This is a genomic window from Stenotrophomonas sp. 364 (assembly GCF_009832905.1).
GTDB lineage: Bacteria > Pseudomonadota > Gammaproteobacteria > Xanthomonadales > Xanthomonadaceae > Stenotrophomonas > Stenotrophomonas maltophilia_AP.
On sequence record NZ_CP047135.1, the window covers coordinates 1,479,528 to 1,504,649 of the forward strand.

Annotated in this window: 30 protein-coding genes and 1 other RNA gene; 15 read left to right on the forward strand and 16 right to left on the reverse strand. The window is 67.2% G+C overall.

Translation table 11 applies throughout. The features are described from left to right. Positions 1–39 precede the first annotated feature (39 nt). The 3 genes from GQ674_RS06960 to GQ674_RS06970 all read right to left on the reverse strand — a co-directional run bounded on the left by GQ674_RS06960 (position 40) and on the right by GQ674_RS06970 (position 1,461). Positions 40–279 (reverse strand): hypothetical protein, encoded by a 240-nt coding sequence (locus tag GQ674_RS06960; RefSeq protein WP_236546215.1) that lies wholly within the window; start codon positions 277–279, stop codon positions 40–42. Positions 280–379: 100 nt separating this feature from the next. Beyond that, complete coding sequence (locus tag GQ674_RS06965) at positions 380–1,048, reverse strand: hypothetical protein (RefSeq protein ID WP_159496476.1); 669 nt, start codon at positions 1,046–1,048, stop codon at positions 380–382. A 2-nt stretch (positions 1,049–1,050) separates the two neighbouring features. Continuing rightward, positions 1,051–1,461, reverse strand: a complete 411-nt coding sequence (locus tag GQ674_RS06970; protein ID WP_159496477.1) for a g-type lysozyme inhibitor — start codon at positions 1,459–1,461, stop codon at positions 1,051–1,053. A 119-nt stretch (positions 1,462–1,580) separates the two neighbouring features. On the opposite strand from GQ674_RS06970, the gene GQ674_RS06975 reads away from it, so the two are divergent. Genes GQ674_RS06975 through GQ674_RS06985 form a run of 3 tightly spaced genes read left to right on the forward strand, consistent with a single transcriptional unit; the run spans position 1,581 to position 3,201 of the window. Continuing rightward, positions 1,581–1,892 (forward strand): hypothetical protein, encoded by a 312-nt coding sequence (locus GQ674_RS06975; protein WP_159496478.1) that lies wholly within the window; start codon positions 1,581–1,583, stop codon positions 1,890–1,892. A 34-nt stretch (positions 1,893–1,926) separates the two neighbouring features. Beyond that, a complete protein-coding gene (locus GQ674_RS06980) occupies positions 1,927–2,598 on the forward strand; it encodes a hypothetical protein (RefSeq protein ID WP_159496479.1) in 672 nt (223 codons plus the stop codon). A 54-nt stretch (positions 2,599–2,652) separates the two neighbouring features. Next, positions 2,653–3,201: a GNAT family N-acetyltransferase gene (locus tag GQ674_RS06985; protein ID WP_159496480.1), complete on the forward strand. Its 549-nt coding sequence runs from the start codon at positions 2,653–2,655 to the stop codon at positions 3,199–3,201. On the opposite strand, the gene GQ674_RS06990 is transcribed toward GQ674_RS06985, so the two are convergent. Continuing rightward, complete coding sequence (locus GQ674_RS06990) at positions 3,159–3,764, reverse strand: DUF1203 domain-containing protein (protein WP_328803875.1); 606 nt, start codon at positions 3,762–3,764, stop codon at positions 3,159–3,161. The genes GQ674_RS06985 and GQ674_RS06990 overlap by 43 nt on opposite strands. Positions 3,765–3,868: 104 nt before the next feature. Here GQ674_RS06990 and GQ674_RS06995 point away from each other — a divergent pair, with 104 nt between their 5' ends. Together GQ674_RS06995 and GQ674_RS07000 are read left to right on the forward strand one after the other, a co-directional pair. Beyond that, positions 3,869–4,594 (forward strand): enolase, encoded by a 726-nt coding sequence (locus GQ674_RS06995; protein WP_159496481.1) that lies wholly within the window; start codon positions 3,869–3,871, stop codon positions 4,592–4,594. A 110-nt stretch (positions 4,595–4,704) separates the two neighbouring features. Beyond that, entirely contained in the window at positions 4,705–5,610 is a 906-nt protein-coding gene (locus GQ674_RS07000; RefSeq protein ID WP_159496482.1) for an ADP-ribosylglycohydrolase family protein, read from the forward strand. A 97-nt stretch (positions 5,611–5,707) separates the two neighbouring features. On the opposite strand, the gene ssrA is transcribed toward GQ674_RS07000, so the two are convergent. From ssrA to smpB, 6 genes are all read right to left on the reverse strand, one after another. Beyond that, positions 5,708–6,107, reverse strand: a transfer-messenger RNA (tmRNA) gene (gene ssrA / locus GQ674_RS07005). 115 nt (positions 6,108–6,222) lie between these two features. Further along, the gene (locus GQ674_RS07010; protein WP_159496483.1) at positions 6,223–7,293 is read right to left on the reverse strand and encodes a tetratricopeptide repeat protein; all 1,071 of its coding nucleotides are present in this window, start codon (positions 7,291–7,293) and stop codon (positions 6,223–6,225) included. Between the two features lie 86 nt (positions 7,294–7,379). Continuing rightward, a complete protein-coding gene (locus tag GQ674_RS07015; protein WP_159496484.1) occupies positions 7,380–7,742 on the reverse strand; it encodes a DUF6713 family protein in 363 nt (120 codons plus the stop codon). Between the two features lie 49 nt (positions 7,743–7,791). After that, on the reverse strand, positions 7,792–8,151 hold the full coding sequence (locus tag GQ674_RS07020; RefSeq protein ID WP_159496485.1) for a hypothetical protein: 360 nt from the start codon (positions 8,149–8,151) through the stop codon (positions 7,792–7,794). A 91-nt stretch (positions 8,152–8,242) separates the two neighbouring features. Then, positions 8,243–8,680: a GNAT family N-acetyltransferase gene (locus GQ674_RS07025; RefSeq protein ID WP_159496486.1), complete on the reverse strand. Its 438-nt coding sequence runs from the start codon at positions 8,678–8,680 to the stop codon at positions 8,243–8,245. Next, positions 8,677–9,180, reverse strand: a complete 504-nt coding sequence (gene smpB / locus GQ674_RS07030; RefSeq protein ID WP_159496487.1) for an SsrA-binding protein SmpB — start codon at positions 9,178–9,180, stop codon at positions 8,677–8,679. Before smpB ends, GQ674_RS07025 begins: the two co-directional genes overlap by 4 nt. Before the next feature lie 59 nt (positions 9,181–9,239). On the opposite strand from smpB, the gene GQ674_RS07035 reads away from it, so the two are divergent. Continuing rightward, entirely contained in the window at positions 9,240–9,668 is a 429-nt protein-coding gene (locus GQ674_RS07035) for a type II toxin-antitoxin system RatA family toxin (RefSeq protein ID WP_159496488.1), read from the forward strand. Positions 9,669–9,671: 3 nt separating this feature from the next. Next, a complete protein-coding gene (locus GQ674_RS07040) occupies positions 9,672–9,932 on the forward strand; it encodes an RnfH family protein (protein ID WP_128096164.1) in 261 nt (86 codons plus the stop codon). A gap of 17 nt (positions 9,933–9,949) precedes the next feature. Here GQ674_RS07040 and bamE read toward each other — a convergent pair whose 3' ends face one another. Next, positions 9,950–10,342, reverse strand: coding sequence for an outer membrane protein assembly factor BamE (bamE, locus tag GQ674_RS07045; RefSeq protein WP_128096165.1), 393 nt, complete (start codon positions 10,340–10,342; stop codon positions 9,950–9,952). 103 nt (positions 10,343–10,445) lie between these two features. Between bamE and fur the strand changes: the two genes are divergently transcribed. Further along, entirely contained in the window at positions 10,446–10,862 is a 417-nt protein-coding gene (gene fur / locus GQ674_RS07050; protein WP_038688936.1) for a ferric iron uptake transcriptional regulator, read from the forward strand. A gap of 84 nt (positions 10,863–10,946) precedes the next feature. Here the strand turns inward: fur and GQ674_RS07055 are convergent, their stop codons facing one another. Further along, positions 10,947–12,188, reverse strand: coding sequence for an SGNH/GDSL hydrolase family protein (locus GQ674_RS07055; RefSeq protein ID WP_159496489.1), 1,242 nt, complete (start codon positions 12,186–12,188; stop codon positions 10,947–10,949). A gap of 95 nt (positions 12,189–12,283) precedes the next feature. Here GQ674_RS07055 and GQ674_RS07060 point away from each other — a divergent pair, with 95 nt between their 5' ends. Next, positions 12,284–13,201 carry a LysR family transcriptional regulator gene (locus GQ674_RS07060; RefSeq protein WP_159496490.1) on the forward strand — a complete coding sequence of 306 codons (918 nt, stop codon included), beginning with the start codon at positions 12,284–12,286 and terminating at the stop codon, positions 13,199–13,201. 74 nt (positions 13,202–13,275) lie between these two features. Here GQ674_RS07060 and recN read toward each other — a convergent pair whose 3' ends face one another. Next, positions 13,276–14,937 carry a DNA repair protein RecN gene (gene recN / locus GQ674_RS07065; RefSeq protein ID WP_159496491.1) on the reverse strand — a complete coding sequence of 554 codons (1,662 nt, stop codon included), beginning with the start codon at positions 14,935–14,937 and terminating at the stop codon, positions 13,276–13,278. 111 nt (positions 14,938–15,048) lie between these two features. On the opposite strand from recN, the gene hrcA reads away from it, so the two are divergent. The 6 genes from hrcA (at position 15,049) to GQ674_RS07095 (ending at position 22,282) form a co-directional block, all read left to right on the forward strand. Next, the gene (gene hrcA, locus GQ674_RS07070; RefSeq protein ID WP_159496492.1) at positions 15,049–16,116 is read left to right on the forward strand and encodes a heat-inducible transcriptional repressor HrcA; all 1,068 of its coding nucleotides are present in this window, start codon (positions 15,049–15,051) and stop codon (positions 16,114–16,116) included. Between the two features lie 84 nt (positions 16,117–16,200). Beyond that, complete coding sequence (gene grpE / locus GQ674_RS07075) at positions 16,201–16,716, forward strand: nucleotide exchange factor GrpE (RefSeq protein WP_038688923.1); 516 nt, start codon at positions 16,201–16,203, stop codon at positions 16,714–16,716. 202 nt (positions 16,717–16,918) lie between these two features. After that, entirely contained in the window at positions 16,919–18,847 is a 1,929-nt protein-coding gene (gene dnaK, locus GQ674_RS07080) for a molecular chaperone DnaK (RefSeq protein ID WP_159496493.1), read from the forward strand. Between the two features lie 161 nt (positions 18,848–19,008). Beyond that, a complete protein-coding gene (dnaJ, locus tag GQ674_RS07085; RefSeq protein ID WP_159496494.1) occupies positions 19,009–20,139 on the forward strand; it encodes a molecular chaperone DnaJ in 1,131 nt (376 codons plus the stop codon). 128 nt (positions 20,140–20,267) lie between these two features. Next, positions 20,268–21,176 carry a pyridoxal kinase gene (pdxY, locus tag GQ674_RS07090; protein WP_159496495.1) on the forward strand — a complete coding sequence of 303 codons (909 nt, stop codon included), beginning with the start codon at positions 20,268–20,270 and terminating at the stop codon, positions 21,174–21,176. Next, positions 21,173–22,282, forward strand: a complete 1,110-nt coding sequence (locus GQ674_RS07095; protein WP_159496496.1) for a prephenate dehydrogenase — start codon at positions 21,173–21,175, stop codon at positions 22,280–22,282. Before pdxY ends, GQ674_RS07095 begins: the two co-directional genes overlap by 4 nt. A gap of 168 nt (positions 22,283–22,450) precedes the next feature. Here the strand turns inward: GQ674_RS07095 and GQ674_RS07100 are convergent, their stop codons facing one another. From GQ674_RS07100 to GQ674_RS07110, 3 genes are all read right to left on the reverse strand, one after another. Then, a complete protein-coding gene (locus GQ674_RS07100) occupies positions 22,451–22,654 on the reverse strand; it encodes a hypothetical protein (protein ID WP_128096591.1) in 204 nt (67 codons plus the stop codon). A 71-nt stretch (positions 22,655–22,725) separates the two neighbouring features. After that, a complete protein-coding gene (locus GQ674_RS07105) occupies positions 22,726–24,492 on the reverse strand; it encodes an ABC transporter transmembrane domain-containing protein (protein ID WP_159496497.1) in 1,767 nt (588 codons plus the stop codon). Further along, on the reverse strand, positions 24,485–25,093 hold the full coding sequence (locus GQ674_RS07110; protein WP_159496498.1) for a YigZ family protein: 609 nt from the start codon (positions 25,091–25,093) through the stop codon (positions 24,485–24,487). The genes GQ674_RS07105 and GQ674_RS07110 overlap by 8 nt, the downstream gene beginning before the upstream one ends. Positions 25,094–25,122: the final 29 nt, after the last annotated feature.

Consider the following 25,122-nt stretch of genomic DNA (forward strand, 5'->3'; position numbering starts at 1 on the left):
AATGTCACGGCATGGGTAATCCATGCCCACGTAATCCGTTCAGTCTGCCGGGAGATACCAGACGCCATTCTGGTCGATGTAATACACCGATACCCAGACCGATCCGTCCGCCGCTGTATGGGTGACGGTGCAGCGTTGATGGATGGTATGGCGGTCTACTTTGAACGGGACACATTCGGTGGTGGAGGTGCCGGGCAGGCCGGCATTGGCCGGTGTCGCCGTCGCTACGCTACCTGCGAGCAATACCATGCTGGCCATCGCGGCCAAGTGCAGTTTCATCAGCATTATCCTTGCTTCTCTGCAGCGCACATGCGCCCGCGTTATTTAGCATGGACGTACGTACCGGGCAATATGCCGTTACCCTCGCGCTGGCGCCCGCTCAGTTCGCCAGCAGTACCCAGCCGATCAGGCTGTTGATCACGATGCCCAGCATCAGTACCCAGACGGTCGACAGCACCGTGTTTGGCCACGACCGCTGCAGGGCCACCTTGAGCCAGCCAGCCTGCACCACCGCATACCAGACCAGAGACAGCACCGACACCGCGATGCCGATCTGGGTGGACAACGCGCCGGGCAGCCGCACGAACACCATGCTGGTCGACAGCGCCACCGCGAACGGGGCCGTCAGGTAGCACTGCATGAAGAACGGGCGGCGCAGCGATTCACGGGTCATCGGCACTTTCTTGCGCCGCAGCAGATGCACGCTGCTGATCAGCGGCCACACCGCAAAGGTGATGGAGCGGTACAGCAGCAGGCTTTCCTCATTGCCGAACACCGTGCGCGACAGTTGCCCGGTACCGGTGACCTGCTGGTGCATCAGCAGCTCCACCCCGTGCGCGACCAGCACCGCCAGCATCAGGAACATCGGCGGGCTGATCGCATCGTCGAACTGCTTGTCCAGCTTCTGGGTCAGCTCGGTGTTGACGTACTGCGCCATGCGCCGCGGATGCACGATTACCCGGTACAAGGTGCGCGGAAAGAACAGAAACCAGGTGCAGAGTTCGTACAGAAACTCTTCCAGCGACCGGAGCAGTTTGAGGAAATCCATGGTCAGTGGATGGCGACGGTCAACGTATGCGGTGCCTTCTCGCCGCGACGTGCCTGCGCACGCATCTGATAGACCTGGACCACATAGGTGCCGGAGGCGGGCAGGGTGCCGGTCCAGCGCCGCGTCTCATCGGTGCTGCCCAGTGCTTCGCCCTGGCCGGGCACCACGCCCGGCGCGTACACGTTGAGATTGGCGTTGGCGCTGCCACCCAGCGTGACGGTCATGGTCTGGCCGGCGCGTGCGGCCACCGTGTAACGGACGGTGTCGTAGCCGGCAACAGTGCCGCGCAGCGTGGCGCTGCTGGTGCCCTTGGCGAACTGCACCGGCGTGGTGGTGACCTTGTCGGCCGCGCCGGCCAGGGTCGGGACCAGTGCGAGCAGGGCGGTCAACAGGATCGAACGGAAGGGGGCCATGGCAATCTTCGCAGTCCGGGAGGGGATGACCGGAGCATGATCGCCCGCACATCAAGGTGTTGTCGATGACGCCAGGGAGGGTAACCTTGGCGGTTCCCTTCTAGAACGGCAGGCCCCCGATGGATTACCAGCTTGTGATCAAGTTCTGGAGAAAGTCGCTGGACGACGAGGCCTTCCTGGCCACCCTGGAGGCCGAGCTCAGCCAGGTCCTGGGCGCGACCGCGGCGCTGGACGGCCACGACCTCAGCGCCAAGGAGATCAACCTGTTCATCTTCACCGACGACCCGCGCTCGGTCTTCCGGCGGGCCAAGGACGTGCTGGACCGGCTTGGGGTGCTGCACAGCGTCTCGGCGGCCTACCGGCTGGTGGGCGGCGCGCAGTTCACCTCGGTGTGGCCGCTGCGAATGGCCCGGAAGTTCACCCTGCCGTGAGCGAGCGTCGGCACCGTCACAAGGAGCGTAACGCGTGACCCAGGCTACCCAGTCAATGCTGAAGACGCTTACCGATGCCGTCGCCGCCGATTTCGCGGCCGCGGGATTCGTGCTTAAGCGCGGGCGCCATTTCGAGCGCGTCAGTGCATCTGGTCGGACCCACCGCTACACGGTGGGGTTGTCCAAACAGAAAGGGTGGTACTCACTCCACCTCACCCTCGGCCTGCTTGATCGCGGGCTGATGGCGGGGGTGAACGCCGTGCTGGAACAGGCGCTGCGCGACGAGGCATTCGACTACCCGGAAACCTGGCCGCCCGCTGTGGTTGAATCCACGATCAAGGCGCGCGTGTCCAAACAGGTGGTGGCGGAGCTGACCGATTGGCGGAGCCTCAGGGATGAGGCGGAGACGCTGGAGGCCTTCAACGCACGTTTCGGGATCTGGTTGCGTACGTTCGACAGCCTCGAGGAGGTGCCGGAATGGCAGGCGCAGCTGACGGCGAGTGTCACGCTGTCGCTGGAATGGTTTCGCAGCGTCGACGCAGTGGACTGGATTGAGGCCAATACCGATTATCCCGCGCTGTATCTGTTGCGCCGGCGCGCGGCGCACGACGCGCTGCAGTCGCGCTATCAGGCGCTGCTGGAGCGCGCGCCGCACGCGCAAGAAGTGCGGCTGTTCCACAAGCACCTGAGCGGCTTTGCGGGTTGACCCATCGGGTGTGTCGAGGGCAGATTGAGGGACACCGCACCGACACCCCGCATCATGTGTAACCGCATTCCACCTTCCGGGCACCCCGAGGTCAACCTGCGTCCCCTGGTGCGGGGCGACGCCGGCCACTGGTATGCCTGCCTGATGCAACCGGGCGTACGGGAACACACCAGCTGGCAGCTCTCCTCCGTGGACGATCTGGCGCCGCTGTTCGACGCGCTGGAAACACCCCGCGCGCCCACCCAGATCCGCATGGCCGTCGTGGACCGCGCCGGTGCCTTGGTGGGCAGCATCGGCTTCCACAGCATCCAGTGGCCGCATGGCACCGCAGAAATCGCCTATGAACTCTGCCCTGCGTATTGGGGGCGCGGGATCGCCAGCGCACTGTGCCAGTCGGTCAGCCGGTGGGCGTTGGCGGCCTTCGGCTGGCATCGCATCCAGGCGTGCGTGCTGGACACGAACGTGGCCTCCGCTGCCGTGCTGCGCCACTGTGGTTTCCAGCACGAAGGCCGACTACGCCACTTCCGTCAGGTGCGGGGTGTTGCCCGTGACTTCGACGTTTATGGGTTGATCGTGGCCGACGTTGGCACCGCGTCGGGCTGATCCCCGGTATCGCTGCGTTCGGCGCGGCAGGAAAAGCAGCCGCGCCCGGCGTTGTGCAGATGGACCTGATGCACGTGGGGATCCTCGAACAGCTGGTCCAGCGCTGCGGCTACTTCGCCGCCTTCGCAGATCTGCCCGCTGAGCATGAACGCACGTGCGTCGTAGGCGCGTACCGACATCTGCCGGCGGTGCACGTAGGGCGGCACCACGCCGGGTGGCAATATGCAGCGTACTGCCTGCCGCCGGATGAACACCGGTCCGGATGCGCGGTACGGCGAGCTGGATGCCAGATGCGTGTAGGGAAGCAGCAACAGCTCTTCGCCAACGCGCGCGTCCATCAGGCTGATGCGGCAGGGGAATCCGTGGTCCTGCGTGGCCACGCAGCGCACGATCCCGCGCGCTGCGAGGTCGCTGTCATCCGTCTCAAAGAGGGGTTCGAATTGGCGGTGGTCAAGGCCGCTCAGATGCCAACGGTGCATGGGGGTCTCCTGGTGTGCGCCCATCCTGATGCGATGTGGTGGGCGCTGCTCGCCATCTTTGGACACCACACCATCAGGCTGCACGGCAAGTTACTTTCGGCGCCGGCGGAGCCGACGCGTTTCCTGCCTTCGTCGGCAGCGTGCACACTACGACGTATCACCCGTCTTTTTCTCATGCAGGGACCGCCATGTTCTACCAGACCGATATCCGCGAGCTTCAGCCGGGCCTCACCCCATTTCCTGCCGACGTATTCGTTCCGGGGCAGGCCTGGTTGGCGGCGCATTTACTGCCACTGATCTCCGTGGACCTGGGCATTCTGCGTCCGGAACTGGCGGGTACCGTGGCCACGATGCTGTGCCCGGTCGAACCCTATGAAGGATGCCTCGGCGAAGAGACCGAGGCGCATCACAACGCGTGCATCGGCACCAACTGGATCGCGTTCGAACTGACGACCGACAATCGCATGCGCTTCCTCGGGGAAGAAGGCTACTTCCTGGGGAGCAACGTGCAGGACCCGGAGCTGGTGGAGCACATCGGCGAAATGCGGGACAGCTACGAAAGGGCGAAGGCCTATTTCCAGGACCATGGACGGTTGGCCAGCTATTCGCACTTTGGCGAAGGCGGCCCCAACGAGCAGGCCTACCTGGACACGCTGGGTGGACAGATCTCCGACGGGAACTGGACCGAGACGGCGCCCATCCCCTCTGCGTTCGAGCTGTGGCTGGATCCGCTGATGTATGAGCGCGATCAAGCGGCCGATGCAGAGAATGTGCGGATCACCCGAGCGGGCAGGCCGTTCTTCGCGGTCGCCACGGTTGCCGGCTACAACTGGTGTGCCACCGGCCCCGATGCCATCGTGATGATGTACGAGCCGGACAGCCGCACTGTGTTGTTCTCGTTTGATTGGACCTGATGGAGAGCGTGCGCGGTGTTGAGGCTGCGGGCGAAAGGGTGGGCTGCACATTGAGTGGATAAAGCAACAGACCTGCATCGCGGGTGGCGCTGTTGTCCTAGAATCGCTCTATGGACCTACAGAATCGATACCGAGGCGCTCTGCTCGGCTTGGCCGCAGGCGACGCCGTTGGCACCACGCTGGAGTTCAAGCCACGCGGCAGCTTCGAACCGTTGACCGACATGGTGGGCGGCGGGCCCTTCGATCTGGAGCCAGGGCAGTGGACGGACGACACGTCCATGGCCTTGTGCCTGGCCGAGAGCCTGATCCGTTGCGACGCGTTCGATCCACGGGATCAGATGAACCGCTACGCCAATTGGTATCAGCATGGCTACTGGAGCTCAACGGGCACCTGCTTCGATATCGGCGTGGCAACACGCGGCGCGATCCACACCTACCTCGTGACCGGGGAGCCTCTGGCGGGAAACATCGACCCCGATAGCGCCGGCAATGGATCGATCATGCGTTTGGCGCCCGTGGCCCTTCGGTTTGCCAGGAAGCCGGAGCTTCAAGCAATGGCCGTGCTGAGTTCCCGTACGACGCACGCGGCGGAGGAGTGTCTGGACGCGTGTCGCCTGCTGGTCGTGGCGCTTGAGCGCGCGCTGGCGGGGTGCGACAAGACGGAGGTGTTGGACCTGGCCGCCATCGAGGTGTCCAGCCAGCGTCTGCGCGACATCGCCGCCGGCGGATACCGGAGCGCCAAGCGCGACCAAGTACGTGGCACAGGCTACGTCGTGGACAGCCTGGAAGCCGCGTTGTGGTGCTTCCACCAGCACGACACCTTCGCTGGTGCGGTGCTGGAGGCTGCGAACCTCGGTGATGATGCGGATACCACCGCTGCGGTTGTCGGTCAGCTGGCGGGTGCCTTCTACGGCGTGGCCGGCATCCCAGCGGCTTGGCTCGCCCGGGTGCACCGGGGAGACGAGATCGCGGCATTGGCGGACGGCCTGCTGCAGCGCAATCTTGCCGAGGCATAGGCTGGCTGCGCACAGCCCATGCCGGAAATTAAAAAGCCCGGGAACCCTTATTGTGTAAGGATTCCCGGGCTTCTTCGGATTCTTTCGAACCCGTCATTGGTGGAGGTGGGCGGAATTGAACCGCCGTCCGAAGGCACTCCATCCCCGGTACTACATGCTTAGCTCGCCGTTGAATCTCGCCCTGTGGCAGCACGGCGTGCAAAGCGCACCCCAGGACCAGCCTGCTTTAGTTAAGTCGTGACTGACAGGCAGCCATCACAACCGGTTCCGTGATAATGACCCTACATCTACGAGCACGGGCACAAGTAGGTTCGGGGGTTCGCCTTAGGCGGCTGTAGAACTAAAGCAACTGCTGCTGTTTAGGCGGCGATTGCGAAGTCCGAACCGTAGTTGTCGTCGTTGGCAACTAAAAGTTTGCTGCTGGATTAACGAGGAAAGCTGCCCCCTCGGCATGCACCAAGTAACTTCACAACCCCCGTCGAAACCAATGCACCCCCGGTTTCTTCAAGAACCGCAAGACATCTGGCGACCCAGACGCTACTTGACGGGGCCAATGCTACTCCACTCCAGCTGAACAGTCACGCGAGCGCGTCGGTGCGCGGGGCGGTGGTCTTACAGGTAGGTCCCGTCGCTGTGCAGCAGTTGGCGGATGCTGCGGAACAGCTGCAGCGCTTCGGCCTGCTGGGCTTCGGTCATGCGGGCCTGGAACGTGGCCACCTGGTTGGCGAACTGGTGGTCGTCGATCGGAAGCCCCTCGTCGTGCGCCGCCAGCGCGTAGGCGTAGGCCTTCACGTCGTCCTGCTCGACGCCCGTGCCGTACTCGTGCAGCGCGCCGAGCTGGGCCAGACCCGGCGGGTGACCCAGTTCGGCGGCGATCAAGGTGTAATGCGCGCCCTTGGCCAGGTCCCGTGGCACGACGTCGCCGCGGCCATACAGGTACTGGTCGGCCAGGTAGAACACCGCATGGGCGCGGCGCTCCTTGCCGATCGCCTCCAGCCAGCGTTCGGCCTGCACCAGATCGGGCTCGACGCCGAGCCCGGCGAGGTAGGCGATGGCCAGCTGCTCCTGTGCGAACGCGTCGCCGGCCTCGGCCGCCTTCACGTACCACCGGGCCGCCTCGGGCAGGTCGACCGCGATGCACTGGGCGCCAGCGGGGTAGCGGTTGTAGCGGTTGATCGGGCCACCGATGGCGTAGATGTCACCCAGCCGGCGCATCGCTTCCGCATTGCCCTGCGCCGCGGCCTGGCGGTACAGGGTGATCGCGCGGGGCAGGTCGGGCGGCGTACCCAGTCCGAACAGATGGGCCTCTGCCAGGCTGGACTGGGCGGCGGGAAGTCCCTGGTGCGCCGAACGCTGGTACCAGCGCAGGGCCTCATCCGGATCCCGGAGGACGCCGTTTCCGGCGGCGTAGGCGTGGCCCACCCGGTTCTGAGCAGGCGCATCACCGGCCTGGGCCCGCACCAGATCCGCCGCGAAAGTGCCGTCGGGTTCCTGCAGGGCCGTGCCTCTCATGCTGGCGGCGTCATCGGGGGTTTCCATGCGGTCGTCCGCGATACGTCGGCGGTCCGCTTCGTCGGCCGTGCAGGCGTGCATCGCGGGGATGGCGGCTGGCCTGGCGGCCGTCGCCGCGGTCGCCGTGGCGGCCAACGCACCGAACAACAGCAGTGGGGTCAACGTGCGCATCGTGAATGTCCTTTGCGGAATGTGGGTGCATCCCGAACGGGCGACCGGTAATTCGTAGAGGGTCTCCCGTTGCTGGGGGGGATGGCTCAGGCCGACGCGGTGCGCCGGCTGCGCCACCCGAGCCATAAGCCGGCCAGCAGGCAGGCGGCGATGATCGCGACGGACAGGGGCAGGTGGAAACTGCGCTCGCCGGCCGCGGCGAAGCCGCCATGGATAAGGAAGGTGGCGATCCCGAGTGCCGCGCAGATCCGTGCGTAGATCCGCGCCTGCGGGCTGCCCAGCACGACGTGCCGATACCCGAGCAGCAGCACCGGCAGGGCCAGCAGGTTGAACAGCAGGTAGCCCTGCACGCCGCCCGGCAGGTGGAACAGGTCCCACTCATGCCAGTAGGCGGCGTCGATCTGGTGCGTGATCAGGGCCAGCAACGTGGCGAAGTAACTCTTTTCCATGGGGTACCGGCAGGGGTCCGTTCCTGTCTTGCCTGCTTGCCGCGCTGGTTCAGCGCTTGCCTTCGCGCTGGCGCTTGCTGTCGGCCTGGTGCTTGGCCTTCAGCTTGCGCTGGTGGTTCTGCTCGTTGCGCTGGGAAATGGCCTGCTTGCGGGCTTCCGGCTGGACCTGCGCCATCAGCGCGTCCACGCGCGCGATCAGGCGGCGATGTTCCAGGGTGTCGAAGGTCTGCTTTTCCGACGCGTCACGCTTGGCATTGCGACCCAGGTAGGTCAGCACCTTGAGCAGGGCGGCCGGATCCATCGCGCGGGTCAGCTCGGCGAAGATCGATTCATAGGCGGCGATATCGGCCTTGATTTCGTCGATCGGGTCCGCGCTCGCGGTGGTTTCCTGGGGGATTTCCTGTGTCACGCAACGCTCCAGCCTGGGTAATAAGCGGGGATTCTGACACTTGTGGGTGCGCTGCGGGAGAATGCCGTGCGCGTTGCCCGGCCGTGTGCGCTCAGGCGCCGATCAACCGCTTGCGCAGGTAGGTTCGGTGATGCCCGGGCGGAAAGTCCTCCAGCCGCCCGAAGACCTCATAGCCCTGCTTGAGGTAGAAGCCCTCGGCCTGCCAAGAGAACGTATCGAGCATGGCCGAATGGGCTCCCATCGCCGCCGCCTGCTGCTCGGCATCGGCGAGCAGGGTCTGGCCCAGCCGACGGCCGCGTTGGCTGGCGTCCACCCACAGGGCGTGCACCGTCAGCCAGCCGCCGTAGACATCGGCAAGCACGCCGGCACAGGGCTGCCCGTCCGCGTCGCGGATCACTCGATGCAAGGGCCGGTCGTCCAGTGCACTGCCGCAGGCGGCGTCGTTGAACGCACGCAGCCCCGCAAACACCGCCGCCACGTCGTCGGCCGTGGCCGCTTCGATACGGGGGGGCGGGGCAGGGGCGGTCACGCGTCGCGGTTGTGCCGGCGCATGGTCCGCGACTTCTCGCGGGCCCAGTCGCGGTCCTTTTCGGCATCGCGCTTGTCGTGGGTCTGCTTGCCTTTGGCCAGGGCGACCTCGAGCTTGATCTTGTTCTTGCTCCAGTACATGGCCGTCGGCACGATCGTGTACCCGTCGCGCTGGACTCGGCCGATCAGCTTGTCGATCTCGCTGCGATGCAGGAGCAGCTTGCGCTCGCGGCGGTCGTTGGCCACCACGTGGGTGGAGGCCTGGATCAACGGGGTGATCTGCGCCCCGATCAGGAAGATCTCGCCGTCACGCACGTAAGCGTAGGCATCGACGATGTTGCCGCGACCGGCGCGGATCGACTTGACCTCCCAGCCCTGCAGGGCCAGGCCGGCCTCGAAGCGATCTTCGATGTGGTACTCGTGGCGGGCACGCTTGTTGAGCGCGATGGTTTTGTTGGCCGTCGCGTTCTTTGCTTTATCCTTGCCGCTGTTCTTGCTCATGTCCGTATTGTCTCCGATTCGGGCCTCCCCGGTCGATTCATCAGCAATCAGTAATCGAAATGCCAACTATCCGCCGTAGTGCCCTGGTCGAACATTCGGCTGCCCGCATGTTTGACCTGGTCAATGATATCGATGCCTATCCGCGCCGCTTCCGCTGGTGTTCGGCTGCGCAGATCCTGGAATCCGGACCGGACCGCCTGGTGGCGCGCCTGGACCTGGGGTTGGGCGCGTTCTCGACCTGGTTCATGACCGAAAACACCCTGCAGCGCCCGAGCAGCATTGATATGCAGCTGCGCGACGGGCCGTTCAAGCGCCTGCACGGGCGCTGGGAATTCCACGCGCTGGCCGAGGATGCCTGCAGGGTCAGCCTGACCCTGGAGTTCGAACCCACCTCGCGCCTGCTGGGGCCGGCGCTGGCGCTGGGCTTTCAGGGCCTGGCCGACCGCATGGTCAATGACTTCGTCAGCGTCGCCGATGCGCAGGACTGAGCCGTGATTGCGGTGGAGGTGGTGCTGGCCTGGCCAGACCGGGTGCTGTCGCGGCCGCTGCAATTGCCCGCGACGGCCACGGTGGGCGAGGCTATCGCTGCCGCTGCGCTTGAGGGAAGTGCGCTGTGCCCGGCGGTGGCCGTGCACGGGGTGCTGGCGCAACCGACCCAGCTGCTCCGCGATGGAGACCGGGTCGAGCTGCTGCGCCCGCTGCTGGCCGATCCCAAGGACAACCGCCGCCGGCGCGCCCGCGCCAGCAGCTGACGCCGGGTCAGGTTGGCTCAGCGGCCGCGCTTCTTCTTGTCCTTGGCCAGGTTGCGGCCGAACTGGCGAACGCTGGACTTGGCAAGCTCGGCATCCCGGTTGGGGAAGTACTCGCCGTCCCAGCGGGTGACCTGGTCATTCTCGAAGTAGACCGTGAAGTTCTTCACTTCGGTCTGGCCGAGGCGGTTGACCCGCTCGCTGGCGGTGTAGTCCCAGCGCTGGGCGTGGAACGGGTCCGGGATCGAGGGGGTGCCGAGCAGAGCGTTGACCTGCTGCTTGCTCTGGCCCACCTGCAGCTGACCGACGGCCTGCTCCCGGATCAGGTTGCCCTGATAGATGGGTTGCTTATAGATGATGCCGCAGCCCGTGGTGGACAGGGCAACGGCGGCGACCAGCAGGAGATTGCGCATCGGGAATGGCGTTTGGGGAAATCCAGTCGATGATACACTCACGACGCGTCGCCGCGACCCAATCCGAGGCAGCTGGCGCTAAATCGCCAATGAACGGAGAACTATGGAAACCCACGACCTGCGCAAAGTCGGCCTGAAGGTGACCCACCCGCGGATGCGGATCCTGGCGTTGCTTGAGCAGCGCAATGCCCAGAATCATCAGCACCACATGACCGCCGAAGACATCTACCGCCAGCTCCTGGAGCACGGTGACGAGATCGGCCTGGCCACGGTCTACCGGGTGCTGACCCAGTTCGAGGCCGCCGGGCTGGTGCTGAAGCACAACTTCGAGGGCGGCCAGGCCGTCTACGAACTGGACCGCGGCGGCCACCACGACCACATGGTGGACGTGGACAGCGGCAAGATCATCGAATTTGAAAGCCACGAAATCGAGGAGCTGCAGCGCAAGATCGCGGCTGACCACGGTTACGAGCTGGAAGAGCACTCGCTGGTGCTGTACGTGCGCAAGAAGCGCAAGTAACGGCCCGTTGGGCGGCCGTTAGGCCACCCTTGCCAGGCACAGTGCGTGATCGAACCCCGGGCCCTGGCCCGGGGTTTTTCGTTGTCAGCGCGGTGCCACCGGATGCGCCCCGGGAAGCAGTACCTGCAGATCCACCGCCTCGGCCATCGCCTGATTGCCCGCGTCGCCCGGGTGCAGGTGGTCGCCGGAGTCGTAGGCCGCCGCGATCCGTGAAGGAGTGGCCGGATCACGCAGGGCCGCGTCCAGGTCGATCACCGCATCGAACGGGCTGTCCGTGCGCAGCCAGCGGTTGAGCTGCTGGCGCAGGGCGTCCTTGTCCGGCTGGTAGTAGTCGTCCAACGGCGTGCCGGGCAGGGCGCCGACGAAGGGCGGCAGTGTGGCGCTCAGGATGCGCAGCCCCCGGCGGTGGGCCTGTTCGACCAGCGTGCGGTAGCCCGCCTGCAGCTCGCTCAGGCGGGGCCGGGCCTGATCGCGGGCAAACGCGGTACCCGGCCAGGCGATGTCGTTGATGCCGATCAGCACGATCACGCTGGCGATGCCGGGCTGGTCGAGCACGTCGCGCTGGAAGCGCTCAAGGGCCGATTCGCCCATGCCATCGCGCAGCAGGCGTCCGCCGGAAATGCCGGCGTTGACCACCGCCACGCCGCGCGGGGCCAGCCGTTCGGCCAGGTGGTCGGTCCAGCGCTGATCGCGGTCCAGGCTGGCGGTGGCGCCATCGGTGATGGAATCGCCGATCACCACGACGCTGCGGGCGCCGGCGGCGGCCTGCACCTCGATTCCGGTCAGGAACAGGCGGGCAGTGGTGGTGGACGCCGTGTCCATCCGCGGCGCCAGGGTCTGGTCGCCGGCCCCGATCGACGCGGTCTGGCGGCCATCCCAGTGGAAGGTGCGCAGCGGCGTGTGCGCGGGAACGTAGACACTGACCTGCACGGCTTGCAGATTGCGGGTGGACAGCATCACCGGGTCGCTCAGGCGCGCCTGGCCCGGAGCGATCTGCGTGCCGGCGTGGCCGTCGAAGGTCAGCGCAAGCGGTGCCTGGCCATCGGCACCGGCCACGCTGGCCGCGCCGATCCGCAGCGGCGTGGTGCCGTAGGCGTTGCTCAGGCGAACCCGCAGCTGTTCGCCGCCGAGGCTGAGGCGGGCGGTCTGGCGGAAGGTCTGCCCTTCCAGGGCGGCTGGGATCAGGGTGGGAAACAGGAACGACGCGTCCCAGACCGGCTGCGGGCTGGCCTGCCAGCTGGCCACCCATGGGGCGGGCGCCTGGGCGAACGCCGGGGTCGATGCGGCGAGCAGGGCGGCGGCGGCGAGGCGGGTAAGGGCGTTCATTGGCGATCCGTTGGAGGGGGACGGCCATCGTGATCTTCGCTGCATCTGTGAACTAGACTGCTCGCGGACAATCATCTGTGAACTGGATTCACCCCATGGCAGGCACCGACATCAACCGTTCGGGCGAACTGGAAGTGTTCGTCCGGGTCATCGAAACCGGCGGCTTCTCGGCTGCGGCGCGCTCGCTGGAACTGAGCCCTTCGGCGGTCAGCAAGCTGGTGTCCCGGCTGGAACAGCGGCTGGGCACGCGGTTGCTGCAGCGATCCACCCGGCAGCTGCAGCTGACCCCCGAGGGCTGTGCCTTCTACGAGCGCGGGCTGCGGGTGCTGGCCGACCTGGACGAGGCCGAACGCTGCGCCAGTGCCCATGCCGCGCCGCGCGGGCGCCTGCGGGTGAATGCCAACGTGCCGTTCGGGCACCACTTTCTGTTGCCGCTGTTACCCGGCTTCCTGGCCGCGCATCCGCAGGTGGGCGTGGACGTGGTGCTGACCGACGAGGTCATCGACCTGCTCGAGCAGCGCACCGATGTGGCGGTGCGGGCGGGGCCATTGAAGAGCTCCAGCCTGGTGGCGCGGCGGCTGGGCGCGACCCGGATGATGATCGTGGCGGCGCCCGCCTACGTGGCGCGGCACGGGATGCCGCAGGACGTGGAGGCCCTGCTGACACACAACCGGTTGGATATCGCCCACCCGCGTGCGCAGTCCGGCTGGCCGCTGGTGGTCGACGGCGAGCGGCGGGTGGTGCAGACCGGCGGCAGTGCGCGCGCCAGCGATGGCGAGGCGTTGCGCCGGCTGGTGCTGGGGGGCGTGGGGCTGGCGCGGCTGGCGGCGTTCCAGGTGCAGGCCGACGTCGCGGCCGGGCGGTTGGTGCCGGTGCTGGAGCCAGCCAATCCGGGTGATCTGGAAGAGGTGCACGCGGTGTTCCAGGGGCAGGGCGGGTACCTGCCGCTGCGGGTACGTGCGCTGCTGGATTACCTGGTGGAACGGGTGGATCTGGCCAAGCCGTTGGGATGAGCGGCGTGCGGGTGGATGCATCGGGCGGAGGTACGCCAGGCGGGTAGGTACCGACCGTCGGTCGGTACCCCGCCTCACACCTGCAGCAGCTTGCGGGCTGCCGCGCGGGCTTCCTTGCTGACTTCCACGCCGCCCAGCATCCGCGCCAGTTCTTCCTCGCGGGCCTTGGGGTCCAGTTTTTCCACTGCGCTCTGGGTCATGCCGTCCACCGGGGCCTTGCTGACCCGGTAATGGGCGTGGCCCTTGGAAGCGACCTGCGGCAGGTGGGTGACGCACAGCACCTGACGCTTCTCGCCCAGGGCGCGCAGCTTGTGCCCGACGATGTCGGCCACCGCGCCGCCGATACCCGAATCCACTTCGTCGAAGACCATCGTCGGTACCGCGTCCAGGCCAAGCGCCGCCACCTCGATGGCCAGCGAAATACGCGACAGCTCACCGCCCGAGGCGACCTTGCGCAGGGCGCGCGGTGGCTGGCCGGCGTTGGCCGCCACCAGGAACTCCACGCGCTCGGCGCCGTTCGGGTCGGGCTTGGCCACGGCCTGCGGCTCGATATCGATCAGGAACTGGCCGCCGCCCATGCCGAGCTCGCCGATCAGGGTGGTGGTGGTGTCCGACAGCGCCTTGGCCGCCTTGCGCCGGCTTGCGCTGAGTGTGTCGGCCACGGTCTGCCACTGGCCGGCGGCGCGCTCGATCTGCCCGGCCAGCGCCTGCAGGCGGGTGTCGGCACCGCGCAGCTGCTCGACCTCGGCTTCCATCGCGTCGCGGTGCTCGCCCAGCGTCTCCATCGGCACCCGGTGCTTGCGCGCCAGGTCGTGCAGGCGGCCGAGCCGGCGTTCGATGTCCTCGAACTGCTCGGGGTCGGCATCCAGGTCGTCATGCACCCGGTCCAGCAGCGCCAGGGCCTCGTCCAGCTGGATGGCCGCGCTGTCGAGCAGGGCGTCCACCTCGCCCAGGCGCGGGTCGTGTTCGGCCACGCGGGCCAGTTCGTGGCGGGTCTGCTGCAGCAGCTGCAGTGCCGAGGTGTCCTCGTCGCCATTGAGCCGGGCCACGGCGACATCGCAGGCGGCGATCAGGGCGCTGGCGTGGGCCTGGCGGCGATGGCTGCTGCCCAGCTGGGCGATCGAGGCCGGCTCCAGGTCTTCGCGCTGCAGCTCGCCCAGCTGGTGTTCCAGGTAGCCGATGCGGTCGCTGACGTCGCCCTGGCGCGAAAGCGCTTCGGCCTCGTCCACCAGCGCCTGCCAGCGGGCGGCGGCTTGGCGGACCTGGCCGCGCTCGGCGTCGTTGCGCGCGAACGCATCCAGCAGCGCCAGCTGCGAGGGCCGCGCCAGCAGGGCCTGCTGTTCGTGCTGGCCGTGGATTTCGACCAGGGTCGAGGCCAGTTCGGTCAGCTGGGTGAGGGTGACCGGGCGCCCGTTGATCCAGGCGCGGGAGCCGCCATCGGCGCGGATGATCCGGCGCAGCTGGCACTGGTCTTCGTCGTCCAGTTCGTTCTCGCGCAGCCAGCGCCGCGCCGGGGCGTCCTCGCCGGGGGCGAATTCGGCCGACAGTTCGGCGCGGGCGGCGCCGTGGCGGACCACGCCGCTGTCGGCGCGCAGCCCGGACAGGAAGCCGAGGGCGTCCACCATCAGCGACTTGCCGGCGCCGGTCTCGCCGGACACCACGGTCATGCCCGGTCCGAATTCGAGTTCGGTAGCACGGACGACGGCAAAATCCTTGATCGATAGATGTTTGAGCATGGTTGTCTGTTCTTGAGCCGCGCAACGCTAGCATGGGGCGGGGACAGCTCCAATAACTTGCCTTCGGCCCCCGGAGCCATTATCTAGGATGGCGTCTCACAGGCTGATTCCATGCACCCCACTGCGTCACATCTTGCGCCCCGCGCCCGCCACCTGCTGCGGACGCTGATCGCCCGCCACATCCAGGACGGCGAACCGGTAGGCTCGCAGACACTGGCACGGCTGGCTGGGCTGGATGTCAGCCCGGCCACCATCCGCAACATTCTGGGTGACCTGGAAGACCTGGGCCTGCTCAGTTCCCCGCATACCTCGGCCGGGCGGGTGCCTACCGCGCACGGCTACCGGGTGTTCGTGGACAGCCTGGTCAAGATGCAGCCGCCCGGCGAGGGCGAGCTGAGCCGGCTGCGCACCGAACTGGCCAGCGGCAGCGGCACCCAGGCCTTGCTGGGCAGTGCCTCGGAGCTGCTGTCGGCGATGAGCCACTTCGTCGGCGTGGTCAGCGCGCCGCGGCGCGAACAGTTCGCCTTCCGGCATATCGATTTCGTGGCGCTGGACGCGCGCCGGGTGCTGGCCATCCTGGTGTTTGCCGACAACGAAGTGCAGAACCGGGTGATCGAGCCTCGCCGCAGCTTCGGCCCCGGCGAGCTGGAACAGGTGGCCAACTATCTCAATGCCAACTGCGCCGGGCGGCCCTTGTCGGAGATCCGCCAGCGTCTGCTGCTGGAACTGCGCGACGCGCAGTCGGAAATGGAACAGCTGCTGGCCCACGGCATCGAGCTGGCCGAACAGGCGCTGGTACCGCCGGCCGACGACATGGTGCTGGCCGGCGCGACCCGGCTGATGGGGGTGCAGGACCTGTCCGACCTGGAGCGGCTGCGCGAGCTGTTCGAGGTGTTCGCCAGCAAGCGCGAGATCCTGCAGCTGCTCGAGCGCACCATCCAGGCGCCGGGGGTACGCATCTTCATTGGCGAGGAGACCGGGGTGATGCCGCTGGAAGGGGTGTCGCTGGTCACCGCGCCGTACTCGGCCGGTGGCCAGGTGCTGGGCGTGCTGGGGGTGATCGGGCCCAAGCGCATGGCGTACGACCGCATGATTCCGCTGGTGGAGGCCACCGCCCAGGTGCTGGGCGCGGCGCTGGCCGACCCGGCCGGCGGTGGATTGTCCCGCGATCGCGCATAAAACCCGCGGCTGGACTCTTGAAACGGCACCCCGCGCCCACATAGGGGTGGGTGGAGGCGGAGAGTCACCGCCAAGGATCCGGAAATGAACCAAGATCAGCCTGATATCGCATCCCAGAATCCCGCCGGTGAACCGGCTGCCGAGCCGTCCCTGCAGCAGCAGCTGGACAGCCTGCACAATGAAGTGGCGCTGCTGCGCGCCGAATCGCTGCGCGAGCGTGCCGACCTGGACAACCAGCGCAAGCGCGTGGCCCGCGACGTCGAACAGGCGCGCCGCTTCGCCAACGAAAAACTGCTGGGCGAGCTGCTGCCGGTGTTCGACAGCCTGGATGCCGGCCTCAACAGCGCCGGTGCCGAGCCCAGCCCGCTGCGCGAAGGCCTGGAGCTGACCTACAAGCAGCTGCTCAAGGTCGCCGCCGACAACGGCCTGACCCTGCTGGACCCGACCGGCCAGGCATTCAACCCCGATCACCACCAGGCCATCAGCCAGGTCGACGCGCCCGGCGCGGCGCCCGGCAGCGTGGTCCAAGTGTTCCAGAAGGGCTACCTGCTCAACGATCGTCTGCTGCGCCCGGCCCTGGTGGTTGTGGCCCGCGACTGATCTGGGCGATGGCCAGCCGGTCGTCGGCCAGCCGGTCATCGGCCAGCCGGGCAGAGCCCGGCTCTACTGGACGCTGAACACGTTGGGCCGCCATCGGACACTGTGTTTGGTGGATGGCTTGAAAGTTCTCCCGGCGTCCCACACATCCCATTCATAACCCGGCAACTGCCGGATGTTCCCCGACATTTCAGGAGTCTCCCTCATGGGCAAGATCATTGGTATCGACCTCGGCACCACCAACTCGTGTGTGGCGATCATGGACGGCGGCAAGGCCCGCGTCATCGAAAACGCCGAGGGTGACCGCACCACCCCGTCCATCGTCGCCTACACCAAGGACGGCGAAGTGCTGGTCGGCGCCTCGGCCAAGCGCCAGGCCGTGACCAACCCGAAGAACACCTTCTACGCCGTCAAGCGCCTGATCGGCCGCAAGTTCACCGACGCTGAAGTCCAGAAGGACATCGCGCACGTGCCTTACGGCATCCTGGCCCACGACAACGGCGACGCCTGGGTGCAGACCAGCGACGCCAAGAAGATGGCCCCGCAGGAAATCTCCGCCCGCGTGCTGGAGAAGATGAAGAAGACCGCCGAAGCCTTCCTGGGTGAGACCGTCACCGAGGCAGTGATCACCGTGCCGGCCTACTTCAACGACAGCCAGCGCCAGGCCACCAAGGACGCCGGCCGCATCGCGGGCCTGGACGTCAAGCGCATCATCAACGAGCCGACCGCCGCAGCGCTTGCCTATGGCCTGGACAAGGGCGACAACAAGGATCGCAAGATCGTGGTGTACGACCTGGGCGGCGGCACCTTCGACGTGTCGGTGATCGAAATCGCCAACGTCGACGGTGAGAAGCAGTTCGAAGTGCTGGCCACCAACGGCGACACCTTCCTGGGCGGCGAAGACTTCGACAACCGCGTCATCGAGTACCTGGTCGACGAATTCAACAAGGACCAGGGCATCGACCTGCGCAAGGATCCGTTGGCCCTGCAGCGCCTGAAGGACGCCGCCGAGCGCGCCAAGATCGAGCTGTCCAGCGCCCAGCAGACCGAAGTGAACCTGCCGTACGTCACCGCGGACGCGACGGGCCCGAAGCACCTGAACATCAAGCTGACCCGCGCCAAGCTGGAAGCGCTGGTGGAAGAGCTGATCAAGAAGTCGATCGAGCCGTGCCGCGTGGCGCTGAACGACGCCGGCCTGCGCTCGAGCGACATCAGCGAAGTGATCCTGGTCGGCGGCCAGACCCGCATGCCGAAGGTGCAGCAGGCCGTCACCGAGTTCTTCGGCAAGGAACCGCGCAAGGACGTCAACCCGGACGAGGCCGTGGCACTGGGTGCGGCGATCCAGGGCGGCGTGCTGGGCGGCGACGTCAAGGACGTGCTGCTGCTGGACGTGACCCCGCTGTCGCTGGGTATCGAAACCATGGGCGGTGTGTTCACCAAGATCATCGAAAAGAACACCACCATCCCGACCAAGGCCTCGCAGGTGTTCTCCACCGCCGAGGACAACCAGTCGGCCGTGACCGTGCACGTGCTGCAGGGTGAGCGCGAGCAGGCCCGCTTCAACAAGTCGCTGGCCAAGTTCGACCTGTCCGGCATCGAGCCGGCGCCGCGCGGCATGCCGCAGGTGGAAGTGTCCTTCGACATCGACGCCAACGGCATCCTGCACGTGTCGGCCAAGGACAAGAAGACCAACAAGGAACAGAAGGTCGAGATCAAGGCCGGTTCGGGTCTGTCCGAGGACGAGATCGCGCGCATGGTCGCCGATGCCGAAGCCAACCGCGAAGAAGACAAGAAGTTCCATGAGCTGGTCCAGGCCCGCAACCAGGCTGACGCGCTGATCCACGGTACCCGTACCGCGATCACCGAGCACGGCAGCAAGGTGGGCGGCGATGTGATCGGCAAGGTCGAGTCGGCCCTGGCCGATCTGGAAACCGCCATGAAGGGCGACGACAAGGCGCAGATCGAAGCCAAGTCGAAGGTGCTGGAAGAGGCCGGCCAGGCGCTGTTCGCTGCCTCGGCCGCGGCCGACCAGGGCGGTGCCGCCCCGGGCCCGGACGCCGCTGCCAACAACGGCGCGCACGACGATGTGGTCGACGCCGAGTTCACCGAAGTCAAGGACGACAAGAAGTCCTGATCCGGCCCAGACACGGGGCGTTGCGCAGGCAACGTCCCGTTGTCGTCTCCCCTGGGTCCTGGCAGCCGTAACACGGTTTGTCGGGGCGCCCGACGAAAGAGCGGACGTGGTTCCGCTCTTCCGCTTTGACGAATCCCGACCTCCGGATACCGATTCAAGTTATGAGCAAGCGCGACTATTACGAAGTGCTGGGCGTGTCCCGCACCGCCAGCGAAGAAGAGCTGAAGAAGTCCTATCGCCGCTGTGCGATGAAGTACCACCCCGACCGCAATCCGGGCGATGCGGCGGCCGAAGCCTCCTTCAAGGAGTGCAAGGAAGCCTACGAAACCCTGTCTGACACCAACAAGCGCCGCATGTACGACGCCCACGGCCACGCTGCGTTCGAGCACGGCATGGGCGGCGGCGGTGGCCCGGGTGGTCCGGACATGGGCGATATCTTCGGTGACATCTTCGGCAACATCTTCGGCGGTGCCGCCGGCGGTGGCCAGCGCCAGGCCCGTCGCGGTGCCGATGTCGGCTACGTGATGGAGCTGGACCTGGAAGAAGCGGTGATGGGCGTGGAGCGCCGCATCGAGATTCCGACCCTGGCCGAGTGCGACGACTGCGATGGCAGTGGGTCCGAAGACGGCAAGGTCGATACCTGCAGCGTGTGCCATGGCCACGGCCAGGTGCGCATCCAGCGTGGCATCTTCGCCATGCAGCAGGCGTGCCACAACTGCAACGGGCGCGGCAAGATCATCCAGACCCCGTGCAAGACCTGCCACGGCAATGGCCGTGTGGAGGAAGACAAGGTGTTGTCGGTGAAGGTGCCTGCGGGCGTCGATACCGGCGACCGCATCCGCCTGTCGGGCGAGGGCGAGGCCGGTCCGGCCGGCACGCCGCCGGGCGACCTGTACGTGGAAGTGCGGGTGCGCGAGCACGCGATCTTCCAGCGCGATGGCGACGACCTGCATTGCGAAGTGCCGATCCGGATTTCGCAGGCCGCGCTGGGCGATACCGTACGCGTGGCCACCCTGGGCGGGTATGCGGAGATCCGCATCCCGGCCGAAACCCAGACCGGCAAGCTGTTCCGCCTGCGTGGCAAGGGTGTGCGTTCAGTGCGCAGCCGCAGCGAAGGCGATCTCTACTGCCGGGTGGTGGTGGAAACGCCGGTCAACCTGACCACCGAGCAGCGCAAGCTGCTGGAACAGTTTGAAACCACCTTCACCGGGGAAGAAGCGCGCAAGCACTCGCCGAAGTCGGCGACGTTCATCGACGGCGTTAAGGGCTTCTGGGACCGGATGACCTCGTAAGCGAGACCGGTTGCTGCGATGTACCGAAGGCCCGCTGGCAACAGCGGGCCTTTTTCGTGTGCGCAGGCCGGGGTAGAGCCACCCTTGCGGTAACGCTACGCGGGGGGCGGCGGGCGTAAAATGGTGGCATGAACGAATCCCTCGAAAGCCATCTGGTCCATGGACGCCGCCAGCGCCCGGACGGTCCGTCGCCGGTCGACGTCATCTCGGTGCAGTCGCAGCTGGTGTACGGCTACGCCGGCAACAGCGCGGCGGTACCGCCGCTGCGCGCGCTGGGCGTGCGGGTGGCCGAAGTGCCCACCACGCTGCTCAGCAATGCGCCGTTCTATCCGACCACGCGCGGTCGCGTGCTGCCGGCCGACTGGTTTGCCGAGCTGCTGCTGGGGGCCAGCGAACGCGGCCTGCCGCAGCGCGCCCGCATGCTGGTGTCCGGCTACTTCGGCAGCGTCGGCAATGGCGCGGCGTTCGCCGACTGGCTCGACCAGGTGCTGCCCACCGCGCCGCAGCTGCGCTACTGCCTGGACCCGGTGATCGGCGACACCCACACCGGCCCCTATGTCGAACCCGGGCTGGAAACCATCTTCGCCGAGCGGCTGCTGCCGCATGCGTGGCTGGTGACCCCCAATGCGTTCGAGCTGGGCCGCCTGACCGGCATGCCCAGCCTGGCCGAAGACGATGCCATCGCCGCCGCGCAGGCCCTGCTGGCGCGTGGCCCACAGTGGGTACTTGCGCACAGCGTGGGCGGTGAGCCCGGCCAGCTCGTCACGCTGGCGGTCAGCCGCGATGCGATCTGGCGCTGGTCCTCGCCGCACCTGCCGGTGGACGTAGCCGGCACCGGTGACGTGCTGATGTCGCTGCTGGTAGCGTTCCTGCTGCGCGGCGAATCCTTCGAACAGGCGATTTCGCGTGCCATCGCCGGCGTGCACGTCGCGCTGGAAACCACGCTGGCCAATGGCCACGAGGAGTTCGACGTGCTGGCCGCCGCACCGGCCGCGTTGGCGCTGCCGCAGCGCTTCGTGCCCGAGCGCATCGCGTGAGCGCACGGGTAGTGGGCATCGTCGGCAGTGCCGGCGCGTATGGCCGTTGGCTGCGGAGTTTCCTGCAGCAGCGCATGGGCGTGGAGGTGATCGGCCACGATCCGGCCGACCCGCAGTCGCACACGCCCGACCAACTGCTGGAGCAGGCCGATGTGCTGGTCTTCTCCGCGCCGATCCGGCACACCCCGGCGCTGATCGCCGACTACGTCGCGCGGTCGGCCGGACGCGAAGCCGGCCGTCTGTGGTTGGACGTGACCTCGGTGAAAAGCGCGCCGGTAGCGGCGATGCTGGCCTCCCAGGCCGAGGTGGTGGGCCTGCATCCGATGACCGCACCGCCCAAGGCGCCTACGCTGAAAGGCCGGGTGATGGTGGTCTGCGAGGCGCGCCTGGCACGCTGGCAGCCGTGGGTGCAGCAGCTCTGCGACGCCCTTGAAGCCGAATGCGTACGCGCCACGCCCGAGCACCACGACCAGGTAATGGCGCTGGTGCAGGCGATGGTACATGCCACCCACCTGGCCCAGGCCGGCGTGCTGCGCGAGTACGCGCCGCTGCTGGGCGCGCTGCCCGCGTTGATGCCGTACCGGTCGGCATCCTTCGAACTGGACACGGCGATCATCGCGCGGATCCTGTCGCTGAACCCGGCGATCTATGAGGACATACAGTTCGGCAACCCGCACGTGGCGCCCATGCTGGACCGGCTGCTGGCCCAGCTGCAGCAGCTGCGCGCGCAGGTCGGGCAGGGCGATGATGCCGCGCGGGCGGCGTTCCGCCAGCAGCTGCTGCTGGACAACCGTGACAGCCAGGGCGAGACGGTGTTGGCCGAAGGCAACTACACCTTCGAACGGGTGGGCTATCTGCTGGCCGACCTGACCGAGCGCAACGCGATCAGCGTGCACCTGCCCGAAGACCGGCCCGGTTCGCTGCGCGAACTGCTGCACGTCTTCGAGCGGCATGCGGTGAGCCTGGCCTCCATCCACTCCTCGCGCACGCCGGGTGGGGAAGTGCATTTCCGTGTCGGCTTCGTGGCCGGCAGCGATGTGCGGGCGCTGCAGCGCGCCGCGGTGGAAATCGATGCCACAGGGATCGGCCGGGTTCTGCCGCGCTGACGTGCTGCAACGCCGCATTCATCCACAGGGGGTGTGGATGAGTTGCGCACAAACATGTGGATAACCGCGTGCAGCCGTTGCGGGCAAAGGCTGTCAAGATGGCTGGTCATAAAATGACCAGCCTGCCGCAAACTTTTTTCGGTCGCGCAGATCGGCCGCGTCGCGCGCTCAGGTGGTCAGGGTCAACTCACCGCCAGCGGTGCGGAACTGACGGCCATCGCGGACCAGGTGGCGGCCATCGGCCAGCTCGTAACGCACGTTCGCGTCCGCTGGCGCAGCCGACGCGTCGGCGGGCGCCGGGTCCTGCTTGAATTCGATGATGACGTAGCTTTCGCCCGTGGCGTCGGTCGCGGGAAACTGTCGAAACGACATGAAGCACCTCCTGCAGTGGCATGGACCTGTGACCTGCGCACCATGCAACCGGCAGCGTTAGCGGTGCGTCATCAATCGATGAACTGCAAGCGTGCCAGCTCCGCGTACAGCCCGCCTTCGGCCAGCAGCTGTTCGTGGGTACCCTGGGCGATGATGCGGCCGTGGTCCATCACCACGATGCGGTCGGCCTTGAGAACCGTGGCCAGGCGATGGGCGATCACCAGCGTGGTTCGCCCCGCCATCAAACGCTCCAGCGCCTGCTGCACCGCGCGCTCGCTCTGCGCGTCGAGCGCGCTGGTGGCCTCGTCGAGGAGCAGGATCGGCGCATCCTTCAGCAGCGCCCGTGCGATCGCGATGCGCTGCTGCTGGCCACCGGACAGGCGCGCACCGCGCTCGCCCAGTTCGCTCAGGTAGCCGTCGGGCAGGGCCTGCAGGAACTCGTCGGCTTCGGCGGCCTCGGCGGCGCGCTGCACTTCCTCATCGCTGGCGTCCAGGCGGCCGTAGCGGATGTTGTCCAGCGCGGTGGCGGCAAACAGCGTGGGTTGCTGCGGCACCAGCGCCATCTGCGCGCGCAGGTGGGCCGGGTCGACCTGGCGCACATCCACGCCGTCGACCAGGATGCTGCCGGTGGCCGGGTCGTGGAAGCGCAGCAGCATCGACAGCACCGTGCTCTTGCCGGCGCCGGACGGACCGACCAGGGCCACGGTCTCGCCGGGCCGTACATGCAGGTCGAACCCTTCCAGTGCCGCGGTGTCCGGGCGCTGCGGGTAGTGGAACACGACGTTGTCGAAGCGGATCTCGCCCCGCAGCGGCAGCGGCATTGCCACCGGGTTGGCCGGCGCGGTGATCTCGATGTCTTCCTGCAGCAGTTCTGCGATCCGTCCCATGCCGCCGGACGCGCGTTGCAGTTCATTCCAGACCTCTGCCAGCGCACCGACCGAACCACCGCCGATCATGGCGTACAGCACGAACTGGCCGAGCGTGCCGGCCGTCATGCGGCCGTCGCTGACATCGTGCGCGCCCAGCCACAGCACCCCGACGATGGCGCCGAACACCAGCACGATGGCGGTGGCAGTGACGATCGACTGCGCGCCGATGCGCCGACGCGCGGCCTTGATCGACTCGGCCAGCGCAACGTTGAAGCGGCCGCGTTCATAGGGCTCGCGTGCATGCGCCTGGACGGTACGCACCGCGCCCAGGGTTTCGGCGGCTAGGCTGTTGGCGTCGGCGACGCGGTCCTGGCTGGCACGGGAGATGTTGCGCAGGCGGCGCGCACCGATGATCACCGGCAGCACGGCCAGCGGGATGCCGAGCAGCGACCACACGGCCAGCCGCGGGCTGGTGACGAACAGCATCACCAGGCTGCCCACCACGGTGACGCTGCTTCGCAGCGCCACCGACATCGTCGAACCGATCACGCTGCGCAGCAACTCGCTGTCGGCGGTGAGCCGGGACACCAGTTCGCCACTGCGGCTGCGGTCGTGGAAACCGGCGCCGAGGGTGATCAGGTGGGTGTAGAGCTGGCTGCGCAGATCGGCCACGACCTTTTCGCCCAGCAACGACACGAAGAAGAAGCGCGCCGCGGTGGCCAGCCCCATCACCACCGCGACCAGGAACAGCAGGCCGAACGCGCGATTGATCTGGCCGTTGTTGTTGAAGCCATGGTCGATCATCACCTTGACCGCCGGCGGCAGGCTCAGCGTGGCCGCCGACGAGATCGCCAGGGCGATCAGCCAGGCAGTGAACAGCCCCGAATGGCGACGTACGAACGGCCACAGCGTGCCCAGACTGCCCAGGCGGCGCAGCGCGGGGGGCGGGGCGGGGGTGGTCTCAGTCATCAAGGGGGCCTGGTTCGGTGCATCGTTGGATGCGGATACGATCACGGGTGGCGTCGCGGAGGCGGTTTTTCAACGGCTCGGCCTGGTCGGCCGGCAATTCAACCCGCATTTCCACTCCGGACGGCGTAAAGGACTCATCGCGTTTTTCGGCGGCGTGGCTGGCCAGCGCGGCATGCAACGCGCCCAGGTCCTCGAACGCGGCCTGCACGTGCAACTGCGTCAGCGCCACCAGCGGCACGCGGGGCGCGGTGCGCAGGCATTCGGCGGCCGTGCCGCCATAGGCCCGGACCAGGCCGCCGGCGCCCAGCTTGATGCCGCCGTACCAGCGGATCACCACCACCATCACCCGGTCGAAGCCCTGGCCGTCGATGGCGGCCAGGATCGGCCGGCCAGCGGTGCCGGCGGGCTCGCCATCATCACTGGAGCGGTAGTCGCTGCCGTGCCGGTAGGCCCAGCAGTTGTGGGTGGCATCGGGGATCGCCACCTGCTGCAGGAACGCCAGCGCGGCCGCCGCCGTATCGATCGGCGCCGCATGCGCGATGAAGCGACTGTGCTTGATCTCCAGGCTGTGGCTGACGACGGTGGCGAGCGTATCGAGCATTCCCACCATTGTAGGTGACGACCGTTGGT